The 24,694-nt window shown below is 66.4% G+C and carries 27 protein-coding genes and 1 tRNA gene; 7 read left to right on the forward strand and 21 right to left on the reverse strand.

The genetic code is table 11. From position 1 onward, the window contains the following. Positions 1-76: 76 nt before the first annotated feature. The 10 genes from V8J55_RS07360 to V8J55_RS07405 all read right to left on the reverse strand — a co-directional run bounded on the left by V8J55_RS07360 (position 77) and on the right by V8J55_RS07405 (position 7,664). Positions 77-775 carry an endonuclease/exonuclease/phosphatase family protein gene (locus V8J55_RS07360; RefSeq protein WP_336445003.1) on the reverse strand — a complete coding sequence of 233 codons (699 nt, stop codon included), beginning with the start codon at positions 773-775 and terminating at the stop codon, positions 77-79. Between the two features lie 15 nt (positions 776-790). After that, positions 791-1,021, reverse strand: coding sequence for a putative signal transducing protein (locus tag V8J55_RS07365; protein ID WP_336445004.1), 231 nt, complete (start codon positions 1,019-1,021; stop codon positions 791-793). Further along, positions 1,021-1,584: a pyridoxamine 5'-phosphate oxidase family protein gene (locus tag V8J55_RS07370; protein ID WP_336445005.1), complete on the reverse strand. Its 564-nt coding sequence runs from the start codon at positions 1,582-1,584 to the stop codon at positions 1,021-1,023. The genes V8J55_RS07365 and V8J55_RS07370 overlap by 1 nt, the downstream gene beginning before the upstream one ends. Positions 1,585-1,618: 34 nt before the next feature. Further along, positions 1,619-2,203: a DUF924 family protein gene (locus tag V8J55_RS07375; protein WP_336445006.1), complete on the reverse strand. Its 585-nt coding sequence runs from the start codon at positions 2,201-2,203 to the stop codon at positions 1,619-1,621. A gap of 72 nt (positions 2,204-2,275) precedes the next feature. Continuing rightward, the gene (locus V8J55_RS07380) at positions 2,276-2,671 is read right to left on the reverse strand and encodes a hypothetical protein (protein ID WP_336445007.1); all 396 of its coding nucleotides are present in this window, start codon (positions 2,669-2,671) and stop codon (positions 2,276-2,278) included. A gap of 83 nt (positions 2,672-2,754) precedes the next feature. Next, on the reverse strand, positions 2,755-3,975 hold the full coding sequence (locus V8J55_RS07385) for a hypothetical protein (protein ID WP_336445008.1): 1,221 nt from the start codon (positions 3,973-3,975) through the stop codon (positions 2,755-2,757). Positions 3,976-4,192: 217 nt separating this feature from the next. Beyond that, on the reverse strand, positions 4,193-5,635 hold the full coding sequence (gene tldD / locus V8J55_RS07390; protein ID WP_336445009.1) for a metalloprotease TldD: 1,443 nt from the start codon (positions 5,633-5,635) through the stop codon (positions 4,193-4,195). Between the two features lie 481 nt (positions 5,636-6,116). After that, positions 6,117-6,671: a DUF4402 domain-containing protein gene (locus V8J55_RS07395; protein WP_336445010.1), complete on the reverse strand. Its 555-nt coding sequence runs from the start codon at positions 6,669-6,671 to the stop codon at positions 6,117-6,119. Positions 6,672-6,767: 96 nt separating this feature from the next. Next, a complete protein-coding gene (locus V8J55_RS07400) occupies positions 6,768-6,965 on the reverse strand; it encodes a zinc-finger domain-containing protein (RefSeq protein ID WP_336445011.1) in 198 nt (65 codons plus the stop codon). A 135-nt stretch (positions 6,966-7,100) separates the two neighbouring features. Continuing rightward, on the reverse strand, positions 7,101-7,664 hold the full coding sequence (locus V8J55_RS07405; RefSeq protein WP_336445012.1) for a DUF4402 domain-containing protein: 564 nt from the start codon (positions 7,662-7,664) through the stop codon (positions 7,101-7,103). Between the two features lie 102 nt (positions 7,665-7,766). On the opposite strand from V8J55_RS07405, the gene V8J55_RS07410 reads away from it, so the two are divergent. Beyond that, positions 7,767-8,687 (forward strand): ABC transporter ATP-binding protein, encoded by a 921-nt coding sequence (locus tag V8J55_RS07410; protein ID WP_336445013.1) that lies wholly within the window; start codon positions 7,767-7,769, stop codon positions 8,685-8,687. Between the two features lie 3 nt (positions 8,688-8,690). On the opposite strand, the gene V8J55_RS07415 is transcribed toward V8J55_RS07410, so the two are convergent. After that, entirely contained in the window at positions 8,691-9,515 is an 825-nt protein-coding gene (locus V8J55_RS07415) for an endonuclease/exonuclease/phosphatase family protein (protein ID WP_336445014.1), read from the reverse strand. Between the two features lie 72 nt (positions 9,516-9,587). On the opposite strand from V8J55_RS07415, the gene nadB reads away from it, so the two are divergent. Then, positions 9,588-11,165, forward strand: coding sequence for an L-aspartate oxidase (nadB, locus tag V8J55_RS07420; RefSeq protein ID WP_336445015.1), 1,578 nt, complete (start codon positions 9,588-9,590; stop codon positions 11,163-11,165). Between the two features lie 3 nt (positions 11,166-11,168). Next, on the forward strand, positions 11,169-11,951 hold the full coding sequence (locus V8J55_RS07425) for an AAA family ATPase (protein WP_336445016.1): 783 nt from the start codon (positions 11,169-11,171) through the stop codon (positions 11,949-11,951). Between the two features lie 3 nt (positions 11,952-11,954). On the opposite strand, the gene V8J55_RS07430 is transcribed toward V8J55_RS07425, so the two are convergent. The 3 genes from V8J55_RS07430 to V8J55_RS07440 are packed head-to-tail and all read right to left on the reverse strand — an operon-like array spanning position 11,955 to position 14,342. Further along, complete coding sequence (locus V8J55_RS07430; RefSeq protein WP_336445017.1) at positions 11,955-12,200, reverse strand: GlsB/YeaQ/YmgE family stress response membrane protein; 246 nt, start codon at positions 12,198-12,200, stop codon at positions 11,955-11,957. Continuing rightward, on the reverse strand, positions 12,197-13,402 hold the full coding sequence (locus V8J55_RS07435) for a M20 metallopeptidase family protein (protein WP_336445018.1): 1,206 nt from the start codon (positions 13,400-13,402) through the stop codon (positions 12,197-12,199). Before V8J55_RS07435 ends, V8J55_RS07430 begins: the two co-directional genes overlap by 4 nt. Continuing rightward, complete coding sequence (locus tag V8J55_RS07440) at positions 13,383-14,342, reverse strand: acyl-CoA desaturase (protein ID WP_336445019.1); 960 nt, start codon at positions 14,340-14,342, stop codon at positions 13,383-13,385. Before V8J55_RS07440 ends, V8J55_RS07435 begins: the two co-directional genes overlap by 20 nt. A 72-nt stretch (positions 14,343-14,414) precedes the next feature. Between V8J55_RS07440 and V8J55_RS07445 the strand changes: the two genes are divergently transcribed. Next, positions 14,415-14,759: a metalloregulator ArsR/SmtB family transcription factor gene (locus tag V8J55_RS07445; RefSeq protein WP_336445020.1), complete on the forward strand. Its 345-nt coding sequence runs from the start codon at positions 14,415-14,417 to the stop codon at positions 14,757-14,759. Here the strand turns inward: V8J55_RS07445 and V8J55_RS07450 are convergent. Continuing rightward, positions 14,756-15,931: an acyl-CoA dehydrogenase family protein gene (locus tag V8J55_RS07450; protein WP_336445021.1), complete on the reverse strand. Its 1,176-nt coding sequence runs from the start codon at positions 15,929-15,931 to the stop codon at positions 14,756-14,758. The genes V8J55_RS07445 and V8J55_RS07450 overlap by 4 nt on opposite strands. Before the next feature lie 78 nt (positions 15,932-16,009). Between V8J55_RS07450 and V8J55_RS07455 the strand changes: the two genes are divergently transcribed. Continuing rightward, entirely contained in the window at positions 16,010-17,281 is a 1,272-nt protein-coding gene (locus V8J55_RS07455) for a dipeptidase (protein ID WP_336445022.1), read from the forward strand. 4 nt (positions 17,282-17,285) lie between these two features. Here the strand turns inward: V8J55_RS07455 and V8J55_RS07460 are convergent, their stop codons facing one another. After that, the gene (locus V8J55_RS07460) at positions 17,286-17,705 is read right to left on the reverse strand and encodes a DoxX family protein (RefSeq protein ID WP_336445023.1); all 420 of its coding nucleotides are present in this window, start codon (positions 17,703-17,705) and stop codon (positions 17,286-17,288) included. A gap of 52 nt (positions 17,706-17,757) precedes the next feature. Here V8J55_RS07460 and V8J55_RS07465 point away from each other — a divergent pair, with 52 nt between their 5' ends. Further along, positions 17,758-18,237: a TlpA family protein disulfide reductase gene (locus V8J55_RS07465; RefSeq protein ID WP_336445024.1), complete on the forward strand. Its 480-nt coding sequence runs from the start codon at positions 17,758-17,760 to the stop codon at positions 18,235-18,237. Between the two features lie 8 nt (positions 18,238-18,245). On the opposite strand, the gene V8J55_RS07470 is transcribed toward V8J55_RS07465, so the two are convergent. Continuing rightward, positions 18,246-19,538 carry an FAD-dependent oxidoreductase gene (locus tag V8J55_RS07470; RefSeq protein ID WP_336445025.1) on the reverse strand — a complete coding sequence of 431 codons (1,293 nt, stop codon included), beginning with the start codon at positions 19,536-19,538 and terminating at the stop codon, positions 18,246-18,248. A 156-nt stretch (positions 19,539-19,694) separates the two neighbouring features. On the opposite strand from V8J55_RS07470, the gene V8J55_RS07475 reads away from it, so the two are divergent. Continuing rightward, positions 19,695-19,768, forward strand: a tRNA-Gln gene (locus tag V8J55_RS07475). A gap of 79 nt (positions 19,769-19,847) precedes the next feature. Here the strand turns inward: V8J55_RS07475 and V8J55_RS07480 are convergent. Genes V8J55_RS07480 through V8J55_RS07495 form a run of 4 tightly spaced genes read right to left on the reverse strand, consistent with a single transcriptional unit; the run spans position 19,848 to position 24,652 of the window. Next, positions 19,848-21,956 (reverse strand): phosphocholine-specific phospholipase C, encoded by a 2,109-nt coding sequence (locus V8J55_RS07480; RefSeq protein WP_336445026.1) that lies wholly within the window; start codon positions 21,954-21,956, stop codon positions 19,848-19,850. Positions 21,957-21,990: 34 nt separating this feature from the next. Then, a complete protein-coding gene (gene phnE, locus V8J55_RS07485) occupies positions 21,991-22,986 on the reverse strand; it encodes a phosphonate ABC transporter, permease protein PhnE (RefSeq protein ID WP_336445027.1) in 996 nt (331 codons plus the stop codon). Then, positions 22,983-23,708: a phosphonate ABC transporter ATP-binding protein gene (locus tag V8J55_RS07490; RefSeq protein ID WP_336445028.1), complete on the reverse strand. Its 726-nt coding sequence runs from the start codon at positions 23,706-23,708 to the stop codon at positions 22,983-22,985. The genes phnE and V8J55_RS07490 overlap by 4 nt, the downstream gene beginning before the upstream one ends. Next, complete coding sequence (locus V8J55_RS07495) at positions 23,705-24,652, reverse strand: phosphate/phosphite/phosphonate ABC transporter substrate-binding protein (RefSeq protein WP_336445029.1); 948 nt, start codon at positions 24,650-24,652, stop codon at positions 23,705-23,707. The genes V8J55_RS07490 and V8J55_RS07495 overlap by 4 nt, the downstream gene beginning before the upstream one ends. Positions 24,653-24,694: the final 42 nt, after the last annotated feature.

Here is a 24,694-nt window from a genome sequence, read left to right on the forward strand (position 1 = left end):
TCGCTGTGCAGTCGAGGCAAGGGATTGCCTAAATTTTGGGCAGATCTGTTCCCTTCCCGCTTGCGGGAGGTTCCGTCTACTCCGCCGCCCTGAACCGCGCCCAGATCGGCAGATGGTCCGACGCGCGTGCCGCGAGTGCGCTCTGGTGCACGCCCGCCTCGACGGCTTCGAGATCGGGGGTCGCGAAAATGCGGTCGAGCTTCGCGACGGGGCGGCGGCTGTGGAAGCTGTGGCCGGTGTCGACCAGCCGGTGGCGCTCGCCGAAATCGGCGAGGCAGCCGCCACGCGGGCGCCATTCGTTGCAGTCGCCCATCAGGATCGTCGGCAGTTCCTCGCCCTCGGCGACGTGATTGAGGATCGCGCGCGCCTGCTGGCGGCGGCGCAGCCCCGAAATGTCGAGGTGCATGCCGACGACGCGGAGTCGCGTGTCGCCGATGCGCACGGTCGCGGCGACGGCGCCGCGTGGCTCGAGCGTCGGCAGGTGCAGCGCGTGGCTTTCCTCGACCACGGCGCCCTTGCGTACGAGCAGCGCGTTGCCGTGCCAGCCGATCGCATAGGGGCGTCCGCTGAGCAGGTCGACCGGGACATAGTCGCTATGGTCCTCGAACATGTGCGGCGGGATCGCACTCGTGCGCGCGCCGAAACGGCGGTCGGCCTCCTGTAGCGCGACGATATCGGCGTCGAGCTCGCCGAGCACCGACAGCACCCGGCCCGGGTCGCGGCGCCGGTCGAGCCCGATGCCCTTGCGCATATTGTAACTGGCGACCTTGATCATGTGTTTTTCAAGCGCTCAGGCCAGGTTTCCGTTCCCGCCGGACCCGAATTCGGCGATCAGCGCCTGCGCTTCGCCCAGATCCTCGTCGAGCACCATGATGCGCACCGGGATAAGCAAGCCGACGCTTTCGGCGATATTCATGCCCGCGTCGAAGCACACCGCGTGGACGCCCGCGCTTTCGAGCCGGCCGCGCAGCAGCTCGGCCTCGGCGCCGTTGGGCAGACGCACCAACTCGACCAATGGCATCAGGCGTCGCCCGCGATGAAGCGGTCGGTCGGGCGCGTCGGCAGCCCGTCGATGCTGCGGTCGCGTTCCTTGAACTTTTCGACCCACAGCGTGCGGTCGGCCTGGCGGTGATATTTCTGCAGCGTGTCGCGCTCGTGCTGCAATTCCATCATCGGCACGCCCCAGCCGCAGCTCGTCTGTACGCTGTCGACGTCGATCACGAAGATCTGGCGTGTGCCGGGAAGCAGCGTGAAATGCGCCGCGAGCGCGTCCCATTCGGCATCCTGCGGCAGCACGGGGCGCCCGCGGCCATAGATACGCAGGATCAGCGCGCTGCGGTCGAAGGCGCAGAACATGATCGTGATCCGCCCGTCGGCGGCCAGGTGCGCGTGCGTCTCGTTCCCCGATCCGCCGAGGTCAAGATAGGCGACCTGCCGGTCCGACAGGATACGGAAGCTGTCCGCATAGCCTTTGGGCGACAGGTTGATGCGTGCATCGGCGGCGGCGGTCGCGGTGAAATAGACCGGCTGCTTTTCGATGAAGGCGATATGCTTGTCGGTCAGCGTTTCGGTAAATTCGGCCATGCTCGGGCTCCGCTGGATTGGTCGGTTCGCCCTATCACCAATTCTTGCCCTCTTCTATCGCGGCTTCCTCGTCGGCGCGGGTGGCGCGGCCGAGGGCCTCGTTGCGATGCGGAAAGCGGCCGAAGCGGTCGACGATGTCGAAATGTTTCTGCGCATAGTCCTGGAACATCGGGGCGTCGAACCGCGCGAACAGGCGCAGCGATTCGCGCTGGTCGTCCATATTCTCGCTATGCTGAAACGGCAGGCAGGCGAATTGACGCCGCGCATCGGGCCAGTTCTCGTGCCAGCCGTGCTCGACAATGCCGCGCGCAATCGCGCGGGCGAGATCGTCGGTCGCAAAGGCGTCTGCGTGGCCGCGATAGATGTTGCGCGGCACCTGGTCGAACAGGATCGTCGCGGCGAGCGCGGTGTCAGGGTCGGTCAGGAAGGTTTCGACGGGCTGCGAACGTAGTGCTTCGTGCCACCCTTCGGCGAGATTGCGGACCTCGGCGTCGAAGTCGGCGCCGCCGCCGTACCAGTCGTCCATGCCGTGGTCGTCAAACCAGAAGGAGAGGAGTTGCCGGGCCCAGTCGGCGGGGGGCGGGGCATTTTCGTTCTCGGCCAAGGTCTTTGTTCCCATCAAGCGTCATCCCGGCGGAGGCCGGGATGACGACTTTAATGGGGATTAGGGCGCGCGCAACCGCGCCCGAGCTCACTTGGCGCGGCGATAGGGGACGAATTCGCCGAGCGACACGAAGCCGGCGTACATATGGCTGCTGCGGTCGCGCAGTTCGACGGCGTCGATGCTGCACAGCTGGCTGCCGATCGTTTTCGTCACGAGAATATCGTCATCGTCGAGCGATTCGGCGCCGCCCTTGGGCCGGTTGACCCAATAGGTGCTGCCGACCTTGTAGACGATCGCCGTCTTTTCGATGATCTGCGAGCTGCGCGCGGTCGAGAGCGAGATGCAATCCTGCGGTTCGCCCGCAACACGGCCTTCGAGCAGCTTGGCGAGCTGGTCTTCGGGCGCAAGCTTTTCGCGCGCGGTGGCGGCGGGGGCGGCCGCGATGGCGGCGGCGGCGAGAAGCGCCGGGATGAGGTGACGCATGGGTTCAACTCCTATCTTCATCAGACCCTACCCGGCGCCTTCTTACGCCTGCCCGCGTGAACAGACGCTGACTCGCCGTTGTTTCAGCACGCCCCGTCGGGAAGCGGGATGCCCAGCGGGCCTTTGCATTTCTTCTTCTTCGCGGGTTCGGCCGGGGTGCTGCCGCCCGTATTCGATCCGCTCATCCCGCCGAAATCGGCGCCGACCATCAGCATCGTGTGCGAGCGGAAGCGCACCTTCGCGGTCCAGTCGATATTCCACGCGGCATTGCCCGCGGGCTTGGGCGGATAGGAGAAATTGGCCTCGGGCCCGAAAGCGTTGAGGTTGCCGATCAGCATCTCGCCCGACGCCTTCTTGACCTCGGCGGGGATCTGGCAGCTCGTTTGGCTCGGCGGCATCACGATCTTCTTGGTGACAAGATTCGCTACCACCGACGGGGGCAGCCAGTCCCAGAGGCCGCCGCCGAATTCCTTCGATGCGCTGCTCGTCCACCAGACGATGTCGCCCATGTCGTTCTTGCCGCCGCCATTGCCCATGCCGCCGATCGTCCATGCGACATAGCCCGTCGCGCTCGGCACCGAATTCCAGCGGACCATCACCGACTGGTCGCCCTGGATCGCGGTCGAGGCCGAAAGCCCCTGCATATAATCCTGCGCCAGCGTGAAGTTGATGTCGGGGCCGATATTGCTCGCGACGCGGTGCGCGCCGAGCAGCGACGAGCCCGATCCGGGCTGCTTGCCGCCCTTGCTATTCGGCCAGTCGACATAGGAACGGCTGTTCGCCTTGCTCACCTCGCGGATCACCGGGACCGCGCTGGAGAAGAGATTGGGCGGCATCTGCCCCGCGGCGACCTTGGCGAAATCGATCACCACCGGCTGGCCGGGGCCCGCCTTCGCGCCGCAGCCCCAATAGAGGAGCAAACGGCCTTTCGGGCGCTCGAATGGCGTGGTTCCGGTCTCTTCCTTGCTCGCCTCCCAGGTCAGCGGGACCGATTTGCCCATCTTGGCCTGCGGCAGGAAGAAATGATCGCCCTTCGGCGGCGGCGCGGTGGCGGCGTCGTTCGATCCGAGGCGGAGGAGGAGTTGGTGCGCGACCTTGCTCGACGGATCGCCGCCGAACATCATCCCCATCGCGCCGCCGAGGCCGCCCCTGCCGCCGCCCGCCATCGCGGCGAAGCCCGACATCGTCGCGACGTCCATTTCGTAACGCTCTTTGGGGCCGGTCGTTTTTTGCGCCGAGCCGGGAACGGCGGCGAGGACCGCGGCGACGGCCGCCACGGAAATAAAACGCAGATTCGAACGCATATTACCCTCCCTGTTGCGGAGGATGCCCCCGCGGATGATGCGACCGATTCTTCTTCTGTTTGCGTAAGCTATATGCGCGGGAGCGGCGAACGCCAAGTGAGGGCGGTCACAGGCGGCATGCGACGCAAATCTTCGTCACCCCGGACTTGATCCGGGGCCTGCCTTTCTTCGCGAAAAGAAGGCGGGTGCCGGGTCAAGCCCGGCATGACGAAATGGATCAGGCCGTGCCGCCCACGGTCAGTCCGTTCACCAGCAAGGTGGGCTGGCCGACGCCCGCGGGGACGCTTTGCCCCGCCTTGCCACAGATGCCGATGCCTTCGTCGATCGCCATGTCGTTGCCGATACCCGTGACTTTCGTCAGCACGCTCGGGCCGTCGCCGATCAGGGTCGCGCCCTTGATCGAGTCGCCCAATTTGCCATTCTCGATCTTGTAGGCCTCGGTGCAGCTGAAGACGAATTTGCCCGACACGATGTCGACCTGTCCGCCGCCGAAGCTTTTGGCGAAAATGCCGTTCTTGACGCGGCTAAGCAGCTCGGTGGGATCGTCGTTGCCGCCGCGCATGAAAGTGTTGGTCATCCGCGGCATCGGGGCGTGCGCGAAGCTTTCGCGGCGCCCGTTGCCGGTGGGCTCGACGCCCATCAGGCGGGCGTTGAGCCGGTCCTGCATATAGCCTTTGAGGATGCCATCCTCGATCAGCACCGTTTCGCCCGTCGGCGTGCCTTCGTCGTCGATGCTGAGCGAGCCGCGGCGGCCGCCGCCGACGGGGCTGTCCATCGCGCCGTCGTCGACGACGGTGACGCCGGGCGCCGCAACGCGCTCGCCGATGCGGCCCGAAAAGGCACTGGTGCCCTTGCGGTTGAAATCGCCTTCGAGCCCGTGACCGACCGCTTCGTGGAGCAGCACGCCGGGCCAGCCGGGGCCGAGCAGCACGGTGAACTCGCCCGCGGGGGCGTCGACGGCGCGCAGGTTGACGAGCGCCTGGCTCAGCGCCTCGTCGATCGCGCGGTTCCATTGCGCGGGTTCGAACAGATGATCGTACATGTAACGGCCGCCGAGGCCGAAATAGCCGGTTTCGCGACGGCCGTTTTCCTCGACCACGATCGAGACGTTGAGGCGGACTAGCGGACGGATGTCGGTCGCGAGGAAGCCGTCGGCGCGGACGATCTCGACCACCGACCAGCTGCCCGCGAGCGCGACCGATACCTGGACGATGCGCGGATCGCGCGCGCGCGCGGCGGCGTCGATTTCCTGGCAGAGCGCGACCTTCTTCGCGAAGGGGATGAGGTCGAGCGGGTTCGCTTCGTCGTAAAGATGGCGGTTGGTGCGCGGCGGCGGCGCGGCGTGCGCCTGATTCGACGGGTCGAGCAGCGCGAGCGTTTCGGCGGCGCGGCGGATCGCGCCGGCGCTGATATCGCTGGCATGCGCAAAGCCCGTCATCTCGCCCGACACGGCGCGCAGGCCAAAACCTGCGTCGGTCGAATAGTCGGCGGTCTTGAGGCGTCCGTCGTCGAAGCCGAAGCTCTCGGTCGCGCGATATTGCAAATAGAGCTCGCCGTCGTCAGCCTTGGCGAGCGCTTCGCGCGCGAGCTTCTGCGCAAGGTCGGGGTCGAGCGCGTCGGCGCGGTAGAGGAAGCGGCGGGGATCGGTCGGGCTTGTCATTGGACCGATATAGGGAGGTGGGCCAGCGAGGCAAAGGCCCGTTCGTTGTGAACGGCGATCATGTGACATGCGTCCGAATGTCGGCTTGGGGGTGGGAAGCGGACATTGCTGCTTCGAGTTACACGCATCCCTTTTGAGTTGCTCGAAACGTGAAGGACTGGGCCATGCCCGGGGTCACGTAGCCAACGACGCATTCGCGTTCGTCGCCCGAGGTGTAGCGAAGTGTGATATGCCCGCTTCCTTCGCAATCGATCGCCTTGCTGACAGACAAGCGATCACCATTCCGCCGGAGTGGCACTTCCGATCCACACAGCACAAGTTTGGCACCCGAAACGGCCTTTTGCTCATCCATCACTACAAACGTGTTGTCGACAGTTGAACAAGCCGCGACGAGCATTAAAATTGGGAGCAAAAATACTCTCATTTGAACTGTCTGACAGATACCACTTGGGTCCGCAATCGGTCGAAAGCGGTCATCGAGCTAGAGGTAATTGACCGTCAGCGTAAACGTCCCGCTGTAGTCGCCCGCGGGCTGGTTCGCCGGGACGGTGAGCGTGCCGCCGATATAATAGGTCTGCACTCCGCTCGGCAACAGCGTGCCGCCGAGCAGTGCGACGCCGCCGCCACCGGTGCTCGCGGCGCGCACAAGGCTGGCGGTCATCGCCGGCGCGGCGCCGCCGACGCGCGCGAGCGTGGCGGAGGTGCTGCCCGACACGGTGATCAGCAGGATGCCGCCGGTGCCCTGGAAAATCGCGCGCTGGCCGTCGTTCGCGATGGCGGTCGCGCCGCCGCCCGTCGTCCGCGCGTTGGTGACGGGGTTGATTGTCACGGTGCCGGCGGTGGGGCCGCTGATCAGCGTCCCGAAATCGAGGTCGTCGGTCTTGATCAGCGTGTTCGGCCGGACGACCGTCGCATTGACGATGACATTGGTGTCGGCGGCACGGGCCGGTCCGCACAGCGCAGCGCTCGCCGCCAGCGCCGCGATGATCAGGGCGCGAGCAGCCCCCCGACAGTTTCCGGTCCCTTGAATCCCCACAGATTCTGCTCCTGTCTGGCACATCTTGTGCCAGCCGGACCTTCATCATCGATGCATGGGGTTGGTGAATCGGCCGTTTACTTGCCGCGGCGGGGCTTATGCCTTGTCGGCAACGCCGCCGATCAGAACGAAGCGCCGGTCGCAATAGCCGCAATCGGCGAAGCCCTCGTCGGTGTCGATTTCGAGCCACACGCGCGGATGGCCGAGCGCCGCATCGGCGAGGCCGTCGCCGGTGCCGTCGCAGGCGATGCGGGTCTTGGGCGTGCGGATGGTTTCGGGTGCGGGCTGGGTCATCGACCGCGCCCATAGCAAGCGGGACGGGCGCCCGCAATCGGGTCTGAGCAATCCGTGTGGGGCGTTGACGGCACCGGCGCAGGCACCTTTCGGGCGCAAGTGGTCCCCCGGTGCCGTCTTCCCCCCACGGAAGGTCTAAAGATAGTTCAATGTGATCGTGAACGTGCCGCTGTAGTCGCCGGGTGCCTGGCTGGCGCCGACTTCGAGCGTGCCGCCGACGGGAAAATTATAGTTTCCGAGCGTTGAGGTGATGCGGAAGCGCGTCGGTGTCGTCGCGAGGAGCGCGGTCGGCGTGCTGCCGATTGCGAAATCGCGCACGCGCATCCGCGTGCCCGGCCCGGTGATCCAGATATTGTTCGACCCGAGCGAGATGTTGACCTGGCGGTTGACGGTACCGAGCCCCGCGAAGCGCGCGGGTTCGCCGCCACCCCCCGCGAGCGTGACGCCGCCGGTGCGGCTGCGCGACCCGTCGGGTTCGATCGTTACCGTCCCCGCGCTCGCCGACGGAATGATGTCGCCGAAATCGAGGTCGTTGACCTTGAAGAAGGAAAGCGGGCGAAGCACGATCGCTTCGGCCTGCGCCCCCGCGCCGGTCTGTGCCATCGCCGGCGAAGAAGCGGCGACGGACGCGATCAGGAGCGCAAAGGCGGCTGGGCCGCGCTGCATCGGCAACGGGCAAATGATGTGGCTGGTCCTCACGAGCCCCGACCTAGCGGCGGGTTTTCAATTTGGGGTTAATGCCGCGCTGACGAAAAATTAGCGGGCTTTCGCGAGCGCTGGTGCGCGGCTATGGAGGCGGCCATGAGTGAAGCCGCCATCCGCATCGACGCCGTCTCCAAACTCTATGCCGGCGGCAAGCAGGCGCTCGACAATGTCAGTTTCGACGTGCCGCGCGGCCAGATCTTCGGCCTCCTCGGCCCGAACGGCGCGGGCAAGTCGACGCTGATCAACATCCTCGCCGGCCTCGTCAACAAGACGAGCGGGCATGCGAGCATCTGGGGGTTCGACATCGACGCCGACCCGCGGAACGCCAAATATTCGATCGGCATCGTGCCGCAGGAGATCGTCTTCGATCCCTTCTTCACGCCATATGAGACGCTCGAGAATCAGGCGGGGCTGTACGGCGTGCCCAAGGACGGGCGCATCTCGGACGCGCTGCTCGCCGCGGTGCATCTCTCGGACAAGCGCGACGCCTATGCGCGTACGCTTTCGGGGGGCATGAAGCGCCGTCTGCTCGTGGCAAAGGCAATGGTGCATTCGCCGCCGATCATCGTGCTCGACGAACCGACCGCGGGGGTCGACATCGAACTTCGCCAGCAGCTCTGGGAATATGTGCAGGGCCTCAACGATCGCGGCGTGACCGTGGTGCTGACGACGCATTATCTCGAAGAAGCCGAGGAGCTGTGCGACCGGATCGCGATCATCAACCATGGCAAGCTGATCGCCAACAAGCCGACGCGCGAGCTGGTCGACATGGCGCGCGAGAAGATCGTCGTCGTGACGCTCGACGCCGATGTCACGGTGTTGCCGACGCACCCTGCGTTCGAGAAGGTCGAGCGCGAGGGCGAGCGCGGGCTCGCGATCAGCTACAACAAGGACCGCATGAACGCGGGCGAGGTGCTCGCCGCGGTCAATGCGATGGGCCATGGCATCGTCGATGTCTCGACGCGCGAGGCCGATCTCGAGGATGTGTTCCTCAACCTGACGCGCAGCGCCGCCTGAGCGTCAGCGCCGCGTCAGGCGCGCGGCGACCCCGAAATGGTCGGACGGATATTCGCCGTCCACTGCCTCGCTGCCGATGATCCGCGTGGCGGCAACGGCGAAGTGCGCCGATTCGGCAAAAATATGATCGATCACGCGCGGGGCGTGGCCGCGCGCGGGATTGAGCGTGGTCGGTGCCGCGCCTGCTGCGAGGGCCGAAATGAAGCGCGGCGGTCCCAGCGCGGCGAGGCCGGGGTCGTCGAGCGGCGCGTTGAAATCGCCCATCACGATGAGCGGCGTGCCGTCGGACGGTAACCAGGCGAGCAGGTCGGCGACCTGTTCGGTGCGCACCGCCGCGGCCTCGGGCTGCCACGCAAGATGCGTCGCGACGACATCGACCGGGCCGTCGCCGGTCCGCACGCGCACGCGGATCGCGGTGCGATAATCGGACAAGGGTTCGAGCTTGCGGCGGGCGACGTCGATCACGGGAAGCCGGGTCAGGATCGCATTGCCATAGCGTTTGGGCGCGCCGTCGGGTTCGGGGGCGACGAAATGGACTTGCGTGTAGCCGAGGTCGCGCGCGATCGTGACCGCCTGATTGGGCAGACCCTTGCCCGCATCCTCGAGCACCTCCTCGAGTGCGATGACATCGGCGTCGGCCGCCCGGAGAGCTGCGGTCAGCAGCGGCAGCCGTTTCGGCCACTGGCCGCCCGCGTCGTGCCAGATGTTGAAGGTCGCAACGCCGAGTTCGCCCGCCGATCTTCCCCCGACGCGATGCGCGCACGCCGCAAGCGGCAGCCCCGCGATTCCGGCCAGCAGCGCGCGCCGGTCAAGTTCCGCTTTGAACATGTCGACAAATTCCCCTGGCTCGCGTCTTCGATCCCCCTGTCATGCGGCGCCTTGCTGTGCAACAGAGGCGCCATGAGTGAATACGACGTCATCATCGTGGGATCGGGCGCGGCCGGGCTGACCGCCGCCATCGCGCTTGCCGATCATTGCCGGGTGCTGGTACTCGCCAAGGGCGAACTGACCGGCGGGTCGACCGCGTGGGCGCAGGGCGGCATCGCCGCGGTGCTCGACGCGGGTGACACGTTCGAAAATCATATCGAGGACACGATGATCGCGGGCGGCGGATTGAACCGGCGCGAGACGGTCGAGTTCGTCGTCGAGAATGCGCCGCACGCGATCGAGCGGCTCGTCGAGATGGGTGTGCCGTTCAACAAGGACGCCGAGGCGCTCCACCTGACGCGCGAGGGCGGGCATTCGCACCGCCGGATCGTCCATGTCGACGATGCGACGGGATGGGCGGTGCAGGCGGCGCTGCTCAAGACGGCAGAGGCGCATCCGGACATCACGCTGCTCCCCGGGCAGGCGTGCATCGACCTGATCACCGGGCGGCACGAGGAGCGCTATTCGGGGTCGGGGCGCGTGTGGGGCGTCTATGCGCTCGACGAGAAGAGCGGCAAGGTGCGCGCGCATGTCGGCCGCGCGACGATCCTTGCGAGCGGCGGCGCGGGGCGCGTGTATCAATTCTCGACCGCTCCCAGAGGCGCGACCGGCGACGGCATCGCGATGGCGTGGCGCGCGGGCTGCCGCGTCTCGAACATGGAGATGATGCAGTTCCACCCGACCTGCCTCTACAATCTCGACGTCAAGAATTTCCTGATCACCGAGGCGGTGCGCGGCGAGGGCGGGATATTGAAGCACCCCGTCACGGGGCACCGCTATATGCCCGATTATGACGCGCGCGCCGAACTCGCGCCGCGCGACATCGTGGCGCGCGCCAACGACGACCAGATCAAGCGGTCGGGGCTCGACTATGTCCACCTCGACATCAGCCATCAGGACCCCGATTTCGTCGCCGGCCATTTTCCGAACATCTATGAAAAGCTGCTGACGCTCGGCATCGACATGACGAAGCAGCCGATTCCGGTGGTGCCCGCGCAGCATTATACGTGCGGCGGCGTGCTGATCGACCTCGACGGGCGCACCGACCTGCCGGGGTTGTATGCCGCGGGCGAGTGCACCGAGAGCGGGCTGCACGGCGCCAATCGTCTGGCGTCGAACTCGCTGCTCGAATGCTTCGTCTTCGGCGAGGCGGCGGCGAAGGACATCGTCGCGCGCTGGGACCAGCTCGAGCCGCCGCCGGCGATCCGGCCGTGGGACGCGAGCCGCGTGACCGACTCCGACGAGGAGGTGGTTATCAAGCAGAACTGGACCGAGATCCGACGCTTCATGTGGAATTATGTCGGCATCGTCCGCACCACCAAGCGCCTCGAACGCGCGCAGCACCGGATCAAGATGATGACCGGCGAGGTCGAGGATTATTACGGCCACTTCCGCGTCACCACCGACCTGATCGAGCTGCGCAACCTGCTGCAATGCGCCGAACTGATCGTGAAGAGCGCGCTGCATCGCAAGGAAAGCCGCGGGCTGCACTATACGCTCGATTATCCGGACATGCTGCCGCAGGCGGTCGATACGGTGCTGGTGCCGTGAGCATTGGCTAGAAAGACGCCGCGGACGACGCTTCCGCCGCCCTATCTGCGGCGGGTGTGGAGGCGGGAACCCGCCGGGGATGCGGACAGGGCCGCGGTCGATCGAGATCAATATCCCTTCAATATCCCGCTGTTCGGCGACCCGGGGTTTGAAATCCGGTTCGAGAAACCCGTCACGATCCTCGTCGGCGAAAACGGATCGGGCAAATCGACTTTGCTCGAGGCGATCGCGGTGCTCGCCGGATTCAGCGAGGGCGGGGGCGGCTATGGCCATATGGCGGTCGAGCGGTCGGACATCTCGGGCAGCGACGGCGGCCTATTGGTCGATGCCCTGCGCGCGGCGTGGTTGCCCAAGATCGGCAAAGGCTTCTTTTTTCGTGCCGAAACCTTCTTCACGCTGGCGCGCTACGTCGATCAGGCCGCCTATGACGTTGGTGCAGGGCGACCCGATTATCTGTCCTGGTCGCACGGCGAAGGGTTTCTGGGTTTTTTCGAGGAGCGCGCCGATCAGCAGGGCATCTATATTTTCGACGAACCCGAATCGGCGCTGTCGCCCTCACGCCAGTTCGAATTCCTCAAGCTGCTTCGCCGTATTCAGCGCGCGAATAACAGTCAGGTCATCATGGCGACGCACTCGCCGATCCTGATGGCGTTGCCCGACGCGGATTTGTGGCAGATCAGCCCGCTCGGCATCGAACCGGCACGGCTTGAAGACACGGCGCATTACAGGCTCTATCGCGAATTCATGCTCTATCCGCACGAGACGGTCGAGGCGATGATCGAATAGGCGTCAGCCACCGACGCCGAGCAGCCGTCCGACGAGAATCAGCACGATCGCGCCGATCACCGAGGCGAGGCAGCCCGCGCGGTGGAAATCGCCGCGGCCGCGCGAGGTCGCGAGGCCCGCCAGCAGCGAACCGCCGATGCCGAGCAGGATCGTCGCGATCCACCCCATATGGACCGCACCGGGATAGAAAAATCGCGCGAGCGCGCCGATGATCAGGCCCGAGATGATTGCGCCGATGATGTTGATCATGTGTTGAATCCTTCGTTCAGAAAGCGTTCGGCGAGCGCAGCGTGCAGCGCGGCGCCGCGCGCCATCACGCTTTCGTCGAGCACCATATGGTTCGAGTGGAGCCCGCAGCACTGGCGCCAGTCGCTGCCCGCCTCGCTCGCGCCGAGCCAGAACATCGCGCCGGGGACTTTTTCGAGGACGTAGGAGAAATCCTCGGCGCCCATCACCGGATTGTCCATCGTCAGCCACGCTTGCTCGCCGAAGGCCTCCTCGACGACCGACTGGCCGAAGCTGACCGCGCGACTGTCGCAGATCGTGACGGGGAAGCCCTCCTCGATCGTCACCTCGGCGGTGCAGCCATGCGCCTCGGCGATCGCGGGGGCGAGGCGCTTGAGCTCGCGCGCGACCATCGCGCGGCGTTCGGGCGACAGGGTGCGGATCGTGCCGAGCATCTCGGCGCTTTCGGGGATGATATTGTTCGTCGTTCCCGCAGAAATCTTCGCGATGGTGACGACCGCGGGGTCGAAGACCGAGATACGGCGCGTGACCATCGTCTGGATCGCGGTGACGATCGCGCAGGCAACGGGGATCGGGTCGATGCTGTCGTGCGGCATGGACGCGTGTCCTCCGGCGCCCTTGACGGTGATCGAGAGCACGTCTGACGAGGCGAGCAGCGGCCCCGCACGCCCTGCAAAGATGCCGTGCGGCGCGTTGGGCATGATGTGGAGCGCGAACGCCGCGTCGGGCAGCGGGTCGATGATCCCGTCACCCAGCATGAAGCGCGCGCCATGATGGCCTTCCTCGCCCGGCTGGAACATGAACATCACGGTGCCGGGCAGGCGGTCGCGTGCGGCGCAGAGCAGCTTCGCCGCGCCGACGAGCATCGCGACATGCGTGTCGTGCCCGCACGCATGCATTGCGCCGGCGATCTCGGAAGAGAAATCGAGCCCGGTGTCCTCGAGCAGCGGCAGCGCATCCATGTCGCCACGCAGCAGCACGGTGCGCCCGTTCGCGGGGCCGCGCAGGATCGCGATCAGGCCCGTTGTCGACGGCCCCTCGCGAAATTCGAGCGGCAGGCCCGCGAGCGCATCCTTGATCTTCGCAAGCGTCTTCGGGTTCTGCAGGCCGAGTTCGGGTTCGCGATGGATGGCGCGGCGGAGGTCGACAAGGTCGGGGAGGAGGGTTTCGGCCTCGGTGGGCCAGCTATGTGATGGCGTGTCCATGCGGCGACTGTGCCGCGAAGCCGGGCTCGTGTCGAGGGACCTCGGAGAGCCCTTTGCGCCGGCCCATCGTGTCGGGCGTGCGAACATTCCACATCAGTCCGAGCCATTCGCACAAGCGGATGAAATCATAACCCCAATCGCTCTGTCCCGGATGCAGGCCGATGCGCGCCGAGCCGGGATAGGCGTGGTGATTGTTATGCCAGGCCTCGCCCATCGTCGGGATCGCGGCCCAGCGGACGTCGAACGCCTGTACGCCGTGCGCGTCGACCGTCCAGTGCTGCGGCCCGCGATTGTGCGCGAGGTGGCCGACGAGCCAGTGTCCGTGGTTCGCCACGGCAACGCGCGCCGCGACGCCCCAGACGACCCAGCCCCAGCCGCCGATCGCGAAAAAGAGCAGCGCGACGGGAAGTTGCTGCCAGCGCCATGTCGTCTCGAGCCAGCGGTAGAAGGGGTCGCGGTCGAGTTCGGCGAAGTCAAAACGCGGCGGCTGGTCGAGGTCGAGCCGGCAATAAATCTGCCACCAGGCGTCGCGCAGGATGTGGGTTTTATGCGCGAGGAAGGGGTGGCAATCGGCCTGCCGCTGCGCCCAGTCGCGCGTGTCGTGCGCGCGGATGATGCTGTAGGGCCCCGCCATGCCGACGAAGGCGCCGAACCAGACGAGCGTGCGGGTGAGCCAGCGGGGCGCCTTGAAGCTGCCGTGGATCATCATCCGGTGATAGCCGACGCTGTGACCAAGCAGCAGCGCGGCGCCTGTTGTGACAAAGAAGAGGATGATGGCGGACGGCGTGATGAGGAAAGGACACCCGATCAGGGCGACGATTGCCATGCCGCCATTCCACAGGATGCTGGGCGCATCGGGGCGAACGCGCCCCGCGCGCGGATCGGGGCCGGGCTCGTCGATCAGGAAATTGACGGCATGGGGGTCATCATCGCTACGCATCACCCGACTCCTCAATCAAAAAGAATATAAGTAATTACTTAAATAAATTATTGCTTGTCAAGAGCGCGGGCCATGCCCATTTTGGGGTATATGGAACGGGTTTTTCAGGCACTGGCGTCGACGCCGCGACGCAAGATTCTCGCCTATCTGGCGCATGCGGAACTGAGCGCGGGCGACATTGCGGCGCGTTTCGAGATGAGCAAGCCGGCGGTATCGCAGCATCTGTCGGTGCTGGAAAATGCCGGGCTAATCATAAGCGAGAAGCGCGGCCAGTTCGTTTTCTATCGCCTGTTGCCCGACGCGCTGACCAATGTACTCAACGGCTATGTGCAGGAAGTCTGCCCGGTGTCACGGCCGTTGAAGGCCGAATCGCGCGCGCTGGCGGACAAGCGGCGCGAGGAGGGCGGCGAGACCTAGCGCTTGCCTCCGAACAGCTGCCGTCCAGCAAGGTCGAGCATGATCTCCTCGCTGCCGCCGCCGATCGCGTTGACGCGGACTTCTCGGTAGATGCGTTCGACCTTGCTGCCGGTGATATAGCTCGCGCCGCCGAGCACCTGCGCCGCCTCGCGCGCGACGGCCTCCAGCATCCGCGTCGCCTGTACCTTGAGCATTGCGAAGTCGGCGGGGCGGTCCTTGCCGTTTTTGACCTGCCAGGCGCAGAGGTCGACCCATGCCTGCGTCGCCTCGATCTGGCGCTCCATGTCGGCAAGCTTGATACGAATCGACTGGTGGCCGATGAGCGGCTTGCCGAAGGTCTCGCGGTTCTGCGCCCATTCGGCCGCCTCGGCCATCGCGACGCGCGCGTAGGCGCAGCAGCCCATCGCCATGCCGAGCCGTTCCGAATTGAAATTGCGCATGATGCCGATGAAGCCGGCGTTCTCCTGGCCGATCAGATTTTCGGCCGGGACACGGACGCCGTCGAAGTGGATCGCGGCGGTGTCGCTGCAGCGCCAGCCCATCTTGTCGAGCCTTGTGCGCTCGACGCCGGGGCTGTCCATGTCGATGAGCAGCAGCGAGATGCCCGCGGCGCCCGGCCCGCCGGTGCGCACCGCGCAGGTCAGCCAGTCGGCGCGCATGCCGCTGGTGATGAACATCTTGCCGCCGTTGACGATGTAGCTGTCGCCGTCCTTCACCGCGGTGGTCTTGAGGTTCGCGACGTCGCTGCCGCCGCCCGCCTCGGTGATGCCGAGCGCGATGATCTTTTCGCCCGCGAGCACGGGCGGCGCGACGCGCTGCTTCAACTCTTCGGAACCCAAGGCGAGGATCGGGGGCAGGCCGATGCCGTGCGTCATCAGCGAGGCGCCGAGGCCGCCGGCGCCGACCGCGGCGAGTTCCTCGGTGAGGACGAGGCCGTGGAAATTGTCGAAGCCTTCGCTGTGCCCGCCATAGCGTTCGGGGTAGCGGAGGCCGAGGATGCCCGCATCGGCGGCTTTCTTGTGGAGTGCGCGCGGCAGCTCGCCCTCGGCCTCCCAGCGGTCGATGTGCGGCGCGATCTCTCGCGCGACGAAGCGGCGGACGCTCTGCGCCAGCGCTTCATGGGTTTCGTCATAATAGGGCGATCTTGCGCGCCAGTCGTCGAAGGCTGTCATGGCGCGATGCTGCGCGGCGTTGACGTTCCCGTCAAGTCGGGCTTGCGCTGTGGCAACAAGCACTTAAGGTCGCGCGCCATGAACAAATCGCACCTGCTCGCCGGCCTCGCCGCTCTCGCCCTCATTTCCACCCCCGCCATGGCGCAAAAGTCGCCCGAGGCGACCGCCGAAGCCGCGCTCAAAAAGGCGCCGGTGTTCGACGGGCACAATGACGTGCCGTGGGCGCTGCGGCTGCGCGAGGGCAATGTCATCAACGGCTTCGATTTTCAGGACACGACCGACACCGCGAAGCCCGAGGCGACCCCGCCCGAGATCGCGATGCACACCGACCTGATGCGGCTGCGCAAGGGGCATGTCGGCGCGCAATTCTGGTCGGTCTATGTGCCGAGCAACCCGAACGAGCAGCTGGCGGTGCAGCAGACGATCGAGCAGATCGACGTGATGAAGCGCTTGGTTGCGCGCTATCCCAGCGACCTCGCGCTCGCCTCGACCTCGGCCGAGCTCGAAAAGGCGATGAAGGCGGGCAAGATCGCCGGGATGCTCGGGATGGAGGGCGGCCAGTCGATCGGTTCGTCGCTCGCGGTGCTGCGCCAGATGTACGACCTCGGCGCGCGCTACATGACGCTGACGCATTCGAAGAATTTGAGCTGGGCCGACGCCGCGACCGACGCGCCCGCGCACGACGGGCTGACCGATTTCGGCCGCCAGGTCGTCCGCGAAATGAACCGCATCGGGATGATCGTCGATTTGAGCCACGTCAGCGAAGCGACGATGAAGGATGCGCTCGAAACGTCGAAGGCGCCGGTGATGTTCAGCCACTCGGGCGTCCGCGCGATCAATCCGCATCCGCGCAACGTTCCCGACAGCGTACTGCCCGCGGTGAAGGCCAATGGCGGGATCGTGATGATCGTGCTGCTGCCGGGCTTCCTCGACGCCGACGTCCGCGCGCAGGGTCTCGCGCGCACCGCCGAGCAGGCGCGGCTGAAGGCGATGTATCCGGGCGATCCGGCGGCGGAGAAGGCGGCGCTGAAAGCGTGGGACGCGGCGAACCCCGCGCGGACAACCAATATCGCGAAGGTCGCCGAGCATATCGATCATCTCAAAAAGACGATCGGGGTCGATCATATTGGGCTCGGCGGCGATTATGACGGGATGGATTCGGCGCCGGTCGGCATGGAGGATGTCTCGGGCTATCCGGCGCTGTTCACCGAGCTGGCGAAGCGCGGTTACAGCCAGGCCGATCTGGAGAAGATCGCGAGCGGCAATATGCTGCGCGTGCTGAAGGCAGTCGAAGCCTACGCGGCGAGCCAGAAGGGCCAGCCGCCGATCGAGACGCCGGTCGCGAAATAGGGGGCTAGGGGCGGCGGCGAAACGGCCAGTCGGTCGCGCCGCCCGCCCACAGCGCCCACCAGATGATGAGCGGCTGCGCGGCAAGGCGCGGGCCGTGATACCACCAGCCCAGCGTCTCGCCGCCGATCGCGATATTGGCGAGCGCGTGGTGAAAATTGGCGGGCCAGACGCAGAGCGCATAGAGCGCGAGGCCCCAGCCGGCCGCCTTGCGCGTCGCCGGAACCATGAGGCCGGCCGCACCCACGATCTCTGCGATGCCGGTCGCGGTGACGACCAGCTGGGGCTGCGGCACCCACGGCGGCATGATCGCGAGGAAGGGCGCGGGCCGCGTCAGATGCGCCCAGCCCGCATAGGCATAGGCGAGCGCGAGCAGCCAGCGAAACAGGATGCGGGCCCGATGTTGTTTCGCCTTGCCTCGTTTCATTTTTCTCTCTTACAACCCGGGCATGCAGGGGCAAATATTCCGCCATCGGGGGATGGCATTCGCACTCGCCTTGATGGCGCCTTTTCTTGTCGGAGCAAGCAAACCGGCGCCGAAAATCGGCGTCGCGGCGCCCGAATTCACGCTCACGACTTTCGCCAAGCGCAAGGTGCGATTGTCCGAACTGCGCGGCAAGGTGGTGGTGGTCAATTATTGGGCGACCTGGTGCGCGCCGTGCAAGGCGGAGATGCCGATGATGCACGATTATTTCCGTAAGAATGAGGCGCGCGGGCTGGAGATGTTCGGGGTGACGACCGAGGACAGCGTTCCTCCCTTTCAACTGAAGAAGCTGTCCGCGGCGCTGTCCTATCCGCTCGCGGCGAAGATCAACGGCGGCTATGGCGCGATCGGAAACGCGGTGCCGTCGACCTATATCATCGACCGCAAGGGCGTGGTGCGCGTGGCAAAGGCCGGCGTCTTCACCGCCGCCAGCTTCAAGGCGACGCTCGACCCACTGCTTGCCGAAGCGCCCTAGACCCCCATTTAGCGCCCGAGCGCGGTCAGCATCGCCTCGATGCTCGTGAATTTTTCGCGCGGGCGGCCGTCGAGCGCGGCGGCAACCTCGGCCTCCTCGATCCGGCGCCAGTCGCGGAAGGTGACAGGGGTGACATCGCGGCTGGCGAGCAGCGCATCGAGCCCGGGGCGCCCCGCCTTGCCCGCACCGCGTCCGATATCCTCGATCACCATTTCGCCGATGCGCGCGCCGTCGGGCTTGTTCGTGCCGATCGTTCCCGACGGCCCGCGCCGCGCCCAGCCGACGGCGTAGAGGCCCGGCAGGATGCGCCCCTCGTCGCTCGCGAAGCGGCCGCGGCCATGCTCATAAGGGACGCCGGGAATCGGCGGGGTCTGGTAACCGATGCAGCTTATCACCAGCCCGGCATCGAGTGCATAGGTCTCACCCGTGCCGTGGCTGGTGAGGTCGGCGTCGAGCGTCGTGCGCTCGACAATCACGCGCTGCACCCGGCCATCGCCCTCGATTGCGACGGGCATGGCGAAGAAATCGAAATCGATCGTCACCGGTTTCGCGACCGGGTTGGCGGTGAAGCTGCGCAAATGCGTCACCGACTTGCGCATCCCGGGTTCTAGCATGGCGTCGTCGCCCTCGGGCGGGAGGTCGGCGGGGTCGACGCGCGGGCTGGCGCGTTCGAGATGGCCGAGTTCGCCAAGCTCCTTCGGCGTCATCGCGATCTGGTGCGGGCCGCGGCGGCCGAGGATCTGGATATGGCGCACCGCGCTCCCGGCCAGCGCATCGCGGGCGTGCGCGACGATGTCGCTGCCCGCGAATTCGCCCGGCGTCTTGGCGAGGATGCGCGCGACGTCGAGTGCGACATTGCCGTTGCCGATCACCACGACCCCCGGGGCGTCGAGCGGCGGGTTCAGGTCGGCGAAATCGGGATGGCCGTTGTACCAGCCAACGAAGGCGGCGCTGCCGATCACGCCACCCAAGTCGGCGCCGGGGATGTCGAGCGGACGGTCGTTGGGGGCGCCCGTCGCGAGGATGACGGCGTCGTAGAGGGCGGCGAGCTCGTCGATCGTGACATCGGTGCCGACCGACACATGGCCGACGAAGCGGACATTGTCGGTCAGCGCGGTGCCCTCGTAACGGCGCGATACCGCCTTGATCGACTGATGGTCGGGCGCGACTCCGGTGCGGATCAGGCCATAGGGGACGGGCAGCCGGTCGATGACGTCGACCGCGATATCGTCCGCTTTCTGCAATGTTTCGGCTGTATAATAACCCGCAGGGCCCGACCCGACGATCGCGACATGACGCATCAACCCACTCCTTCGGGTGTCCGCGCGGGCGCGCGGCCCCTATCTTGTTATGCGGGCGATGCTAGCGGCGAAATGCGTCAGGGCAAGCGGACTTGTTCGGGTGGGCGAACCGGCCTTGACAGCGAGCCCGTGCAGTCATATTTGGCCCGCCTCTGCTGCCCTGTCGTCTAATGGTAAGACTGCGGTTTCTGATACCGCCTATCGAGGTTCGAATCCTCGCGGGGCATCCAGAGCTTTCCTCAAATCGCTGAAGTCGAAACGTCCGCGGAGCGCCGGGCGGCCCGATTGCGCGCCCGGCATATGCTCTCCTTAAGCTGCGGTCAGCGGGTCGCTGATTCCATGCGCGCCGCGTTCGATGCGCCCCGCGAGGCGGACTTCGATGCCCGGCAGCGCTACGGTGACGTCATACCAGTCATGCTCCTTCGACGTCGGCCATGCCTCGACCGCTTTGCCGCGGCTAGCGACCGTGACCGTCTTTCCGGCCGCCGCGACATAGGCGTCGCGGAGGATTTTCGCTTCCTGCGTATCGCTGCCGTCGTTGACGAAGGCGAGGGTGAGGGCGCGCTGTTTGACGTTGTAGCGCGCGGTCATTGTCGGCGCGCGCGCGGCGTCGGCGAGCGTGCCGCTGAAGGCGCGGTGGAAGCCGTTGGGGCCTATAATCCACAGGTCGAATGTCCCATCGGCGCTGACCGTCCAGCGATCGTCGATTCGTTTGCCCGCCTCGACCGTATAGCGGCGCGGGATGCGGTCGAGGTCGCGCTTGTCATAGACGTGGAACACCGCACCCGCCGCGCCCTCGTTGATGAAGTCGAGCACGACCGCCTTGCCGCCGGCATCGATTCGCGCGTCGACGTGGAGCACATAGGGCAGCGCGCGCGAGCGGCGGATGCCCTTTTCCTGGAACAGATCCTGCGGCACGCGCGGCGGCAGTGCCTTGGGGCGCTGGAGATGCGCACCGAGAATCGTCGCCGAGCCGCTGACGTCGGGCAGCGCGGGGAACGCCGCGTCGGCGCCCTTCGCGAAATCGAAGCAAGAGGTCAGGTCGCCGCAGACCGAGCGATGCCAGGGGCTGATCGCGGGGATGGTGACGCCGAAGCGCTGTTCGAGGAACTGGCCGACCGAGGTGTGGTCGAAGACCTCGCTGCTGACCCAGCCGCCCTTGCTCCACGGCGAGACGACATACATCGGCACGCGCGGGCCGAGGCCGAATGGGCGCGTCGTTCCCGAGATATTGTCGTCGCGCGAGAGATATTTATCCTCATGGTCGTCGAAATAATGGCCGGGCAGCGCGAGCGTCGCCTTGCCCGCGAGCGTGCCGTCGGAATTGTACGACGGCGGCGCGGCGGGCGGGAAATGATCGAACAGCCCGTCATTCTCGTCGAAGGTCTGGAAGAAGACCGTGCCCGCCCATGTGTCGGGATTGGCGGTCAGCGCGTCGAGCACCGACGCGGTGAATTCGGCGCCCTCGATCGGCGTCGAGGCCGAGGGATGTTCGGACCATTGCTTGGGCGGCAACACCCACGACACCGCGGGCAGCGTGCCGTTCTTCGCATCTTCGGCGAGCTTTTCGAGCGAATGATGCGACATGCCGCGTTCGTAGATCGGCGAGCCCGGCTTGGCGTCGCGAAAACCCTTGAACGCGAGGCCGCCGTGCATCGCGCCGGTCCAGTTGTCGTTGGGGTCCTGATAGATGCGCCAGTCGATGCCGGCGGCTTCGAGCACTTCGGGGATCGTCGCCCATTCGAGCGCATTGCCGGCATAGGTATAGCCGGGTTCGGGCAGCGCGCCCTTGATCCAGCAGCGGAGGTTGTTGGGCTCGGACTTGTCGTCGCGGCAATTGGTGCCCGTCGCGGCGACATCGGGGTCGAAGTTGGACCCTGACCAGAAGACGATGCGGTTGGGGTCGGTGCCGGTGGTGATCGAGCAATGATAGGCGTCGCAGATCGTGAAAGCCTCGGCGAGCGCGAACTGGAAGGGGATGTCCTCGCGCTTGTAATAGCCCATCGAATAATCGGTCTTATACTTGGGCCACAGGCCGAACTTGCCCTGGTTCCACGCAGCCTGCGCGTCGGAGAAGCTGTGCGGGGTGCCGGGCACTTTCAGGCCGTTGGTGCGCGCGGTGTCGAGGTGGAAGGGCGGCAGGTCGCGCGCGCCATTGCTCTGGAACCAGACATTCTTGTCGCCGGCGAGCGGGATTGGATGGCGGTCGCCGAACCCGCGAACCCCCTTCATCGTGCCGAAATAATGGTCGAACGAGCGGTTTTCCTGCATCAGGATGACGATGTGGCGCACATCCTTGATCGTGCCCGTCGTGCGCTTTGCCGGGATCGCGAGCGCGCGGCCGATGCTGGCGTGAAAGGCGGCGGCGGAGCCTGCAACGCCTGCGGCCTTCAGGAAATCGCGTCTCGAATTGCTCATCCAAACTACTCCGGGTTCAAGGGGAAAAGGGGTGTCATCGCCATGCGCGCCGCGCGCGCGAGGCGACGAGGTCGAGCGTCAGGATGACGAGGAAGATGGCGATCAGGATCGTGCCGACATGGCCATATTCGTACATGTCGAAGCGGCCCTTGAGCTCCTGCCCGATGCCGCCCGCGCCGACGAGGCCGATCACCGACCCCATGCGGACGTTGCGGTCGAAAGTGTAAAGCGTGCAGGCGATATGCTGCGGCAGCACTTGCGGCAGGATCGCATTGCCCCAGATCGTCAGGCGCCCGGCGCCCATTGCGGCGAGCGCTTGCTGCGGCCGCGCGTCGGCATCCTCGATATCGTCGGCATAGAATTTGCCGAGAAAACCCGCCGAATGCAGACCAAGCGCGAGCACCCCGGCGATCGGTCCGAAGCCGAAGGCGATGACGAGGAAGAGCGCCGCGATCAGTTCGGGGATGGCGCGAAGAAAAGCCGAGACGGCGCGCGAACCCGCGCGCAACGCGGGGTGCGGGGTGATATTGCGCGCGCCGAGCATCGCGAGCGGCAGCCCGATCAGCACCGCGATCACGCTACCCCACAGCGCGATCTCGAGCGTTTCGAGCATCTTGGCCGCGACATGAACGGCATAGCCGAACGGTTCGACCAGCCACGCGGTACGCACGGTCCGCTCTTCGCGGCGCAGCGTTTCGGGATTGAGTTCAGTCACGCGAGTTTCGACGGTTTCGACGCGCGCAAAGGGCGGCAGGCGATCGGGGTCGAACCCTTCGATACGGCTGACCTCGCGCCGCGACGACAATTGGATCGGCACCAATTGCGCCAGCGTCGAGCCGAGCCCGTCGGCAACCTGCGACCGCTCGGCCATCCCTGCCTGTGCCAGCACCGCCTCGCCGCTGAGCGTAAGCATCCGGCCGATCTCGACGCGCTGCCCGGTGTACCAGAGCAACAGCAGCGTCGCGGCGAGCAGCGCGACGGCGCGCGCGTTGAGCAACGACGGAAAGCGCCAGGGCACGGCCGTGCTCACCGTGCCACCGCCCGGATTCGCGGCGCGGTGCGCTCGCCGTCGAGCATCGCGGGCGGGCCGTCGAAGATCACGCGCCCGGCGTCGAGCATGATGATGCGATCGGCGAAACGGCGCGCGAGGGCGGGCTGATGCAGGCTGCAGAGCAAAGTGGCGCCGAGGTTGCGGGCTTCGTCGCGGAGCAGCGCCAATGTTGCCTCGCCCGTCGCCGGGTCGAGGCTGGCAATCGGCTCGTCGGCGACAATGATCGCGGGACGATGGAGCAGCGCGCGCGCAATCGCGACGCGCTGTTGCTGTCCGCCCGAAAGACTGTCGGCGCGGCGCGCGAGCTGGGTTTCGTCGAGTCCAAGGCCGGCGAGCAAATGGGCGGCGCGCGCGCGGTCGGCGGGTGGGTAAAGGCCGGCGAGCGACCGCGCGATGCCGATATCGGCGACCGCCATCACATTGCGCGCGACGCTGGCGCGGCCGCTCAGCGCGAAATCCTGCGGGATCAGGCCGATGCGGCGGCGCTTCGCGCGGCTGGCGGGCGCGCCGTCGTAGAGGATGCGCCCGTCACTCGTTGCCACCAGTCCGGCGATCGCGCGGAGCAGCGTCGATTTGCCCGCGCCCGATGCGCCCAGCACGGCGCAGACCTGGCCTGCGGGAATGAAGAGTGTGACGTCCGCGAGCGCGTCGGCGCCGCCCGCGTGGCGGACGCACAGGTCGGCGATGCCGATGTCGATCATCGCGCCGACCTTTCGGCCGCCTTGCGCAGCATCTCGTCCTTCAGCGCCGGGGTGACCTGCGCCATCTTGCGCGCGGCGGGGTCGAAATGCCCGGCGGGAAGATGGCTCACATAGCCGTCGACGCGCGCGCCGCCATAGCCGCGGATCATCTCGGGCGTGACGCCGGGGGTGCGATCGATCTTCTCGAAAGCCTTGCGCAGGCGGGCGCGTAGCGCGGGATCGAGGCGCGTGTTCGCGATCAGCGGCGGATAGGGGATCGGCTCGCTGCGCGCGATCACGCGCAGGTCGCGCGCGCCGGGCACATTGGCGCGCACCGCCTTGTCATAGCTGTCGAACGAGAGCGCGGCGGCATCGACCTCGCCGTTGATCAGCGCGGCGAGGCTGTTGGCGTGAGTGCCCGTCATGCGCACCGCGGACAGGTCACGGACCGGATCGATCCCGGCGTCGAGGAACATCGCGACGGGGAAGATGAAAGCCGAGGTCGAATTGACGTCGCCGAACGCGACGCGCCGGCCGCGAAGGTCGGCGATCGACTGCACGGGCGAGTCGGCGCGGACGAAGAGCCCCGAATAATAGACCGAGCGCCCCGACTTGACCGCGACCGCGAGCAGTTCGGCGCAACCGCGCTTTTGCGCCTGCAGATAGGTGACCGATCCCACAAAGGCGATATCGGCGGCATTGTTGCACATCGCCTCAACGACCCCGCCATAGGATTGCGCGACCTTGAGGTCGAAGCTGAGGCCGGTGCTGCGCGCGACCGCGTCGAAGATCGGCCGATAATCGGCGAGCGTGCCGCTCTCGGTCCCGCCGTCGGCGGGGATCAGCAGCACGCGGAGTGGTGGCTGGGCCGAACGCGGAGAGGCCGATCGCGGCGACAGGGCCAGCCAGGCCGTGCCGGCGACGCATAGCGCCGCCAGCACGCCCGCAATCATCCACCGCCGCATACACAATCTCCGTCGACCCGAAAAACGAGCGGCGATTACGAC

Source organism: Sphingopyxis sp. CCNWLW2, assembly GCF_037095755.1.
In the GTDB taxonomy this organism is placed as follows: Bacteria; Pseudomonadota; Alphaproteobacteria; order Sphingomonadales; family Sphingomonadaceae; genus Sphingopyxis.

What these genes read in the sequence shown, in the direction of transcription:
- V8J55_RS07360 (WP_336445003.1), bottom strand. Translation starts at nt 775, where the DNA reads ATGATCAAGGTCGCCAGTTACAATATGCGCAAGGGCATCGGGCTCGAC.
- V8J55_RS07365 (WP_336445004.1), bottom strand. Translation starts at nt 1,021, where the DNA reads ATGCCATTGGTCGAGTTGGTGCGTCTGCCCAACGGCGCCGAGGCCGAG.
- V8J55_RS07370 (WP_336445005.1), bottom strand. Translation starts at nt 1,584, where the DNA reads ATGGCCGAATTTACCGAAACGCTGACCGACAAGCATATCGCCTTCATC.
- V8J55_RS07375 (WP_336445006.1), bottom strand. Translation starts at nt 2,203, where the DNA reads ATGGGAACAAAGACCTTGGCCGAGAACGAAAATGCCCCGCCCCCCGCC.
- V8J55_RS07380 (WP_336445007.1), bottom strand. Translation starts at nt 2,671, where the DNA reads ATGCGTCACCTCATCCCGGCGCTTCTCGCCGCCGCCGCCATCGCGGCC.
- V8J55_RS07385 (WP_336445008.1), bottom strand. Translation starts at nt 3,975, where the DNA reads ATGCGTTCGAATCTGCGTTTTATTTCCGTGGCGGCCGTCGCCGCGGTC.
- tldD (WP_336445009.1), bottom strand. Translation starts at nt 5,635, where the DNA reads ATGACAAGCCCGACCGATCCCCGCCGCTTCCTCTACCGCGCCGACGCG.
- V8J55_RS07400 (WP_336445011.1), bottom strand. Translation starts at nt 6,965, where the DNA reads ATGACCCAGCCCGCACCCGAAACCATCCGCACGCCCAAGACCCGCATC.
- V8J55_RS07410 (WP_336445013.1), top strand. Translation starts at nt 7,767, where the DNA reads ATGAGTGAAGCCGCCATCCGCATCGACGCCGTCTCCAAACTCTATGCC.
- V8J55_RS07415 (WP_336445014.1), bottom strand. Translation starts at nt 9,515, where the DNA reads ATGTTCAAAGCGGAACTTGACCGGCGCGCGCTGCTGGCCGGAATCGCG.
- nadB (WP_336445015.1), top strand. Translation starts at nt 9,588, where the DNA reads ATGAGTGAATACGACGTCATCATCGTGGGATCGGGCGCGGCCGGGCTG.
- V8J55_RS07430 (WP_336445017.1), bottom strand. Translation starts at nt 12,200, where the DNA reads ATGATCAACATCATCGGCGCAATCATCTCGGGCCTGATCATCGGCGCG.
- V8J55_RS07435 (WP_336445018.1), bottom strand. Translation starts at nt 13,402, where the DNA reads ATGGACACGCCATCACATAGCTGGCCCACCGAGGCCGAAACCCTCCTC.
- V8J55_RS07440 (WP_336445019.1), bottom strand. Translation starts at nt 14,342, where the DNA reads ATGCGTAGCGATGATGACCCCCATGCCGTCAATTTCCTGATCGACGAG.
- V8J55_RS07445 (WP_336445020.1), top strand. Translation starts at nt 14,415, where the DNA reads ATGCCCATTTTGGGGTATATGGAACGGGTTTTTCAGGCACTGGCGTCG.
- V8J55_RS07450 (WP_336445021.1), bottom strand. Translation starts at nt 15,931, where the DNA reads ATGACAGCCTTCGACGACTGGCGCGCAAGATCGCCCTATTATGACGAA.
- V8J55_RS07455 (WP_336445022.1), top strand. Translation starts at nt 16,010, where the DNA reads ATGAACAAATCGCACCTGCTCGCCGGCCTCGCCGCTCTCGCCCTCATT.
- V8J55_RS07460 (WP_336445023.1), bottom strand. Translation starts at nt 17,705, where the DNA reads ATGAAACGAGGCAAGGCGAAACAACATCGGGCCCGCATCCTGTTTCGC.
- V8J55_RS07465 (WP_336445024.1), top strand. Translation starts at nt 17,758, where the DNA reads ATGGCATTCGCACTCGCCTTGATGGCGCCTTTTCTTGTCGGAGCAAGC.
- V8J55_RS07470 (WP_336445025.1), bottom strand. Translation starts at nt 19,538, where the DNA reads ATGCGTCATGTCGCGATCGTCGGGTCGGGCCCTGCGGGTTATTATACA.
- V8J55_RS07480 (WP_336445026.1), bottom strand. Translation starts at nt 21,956, where the DNA reads ATGAGCAATTCGAGACGCGATTTCCTGAAGGCCGCAGGCGTTGCAGGC.
- V8J55_RS07490 (WP_336445028.1), bottom strand. Translation starts at nt 23,708, where the DNA reads ATGATCGACATCGGCATCGCCGACCTGTGCGTCCGCCACGCGGGCGGC.
- V8J55_RS07495 (WP_336445029.1), bottom strand. Translation starts at nt 24,652, where the DNA reads ATGCGGCGGTGGATGATTGCGGGCGTGCTGGCGGCGCTATGCGTCGCC.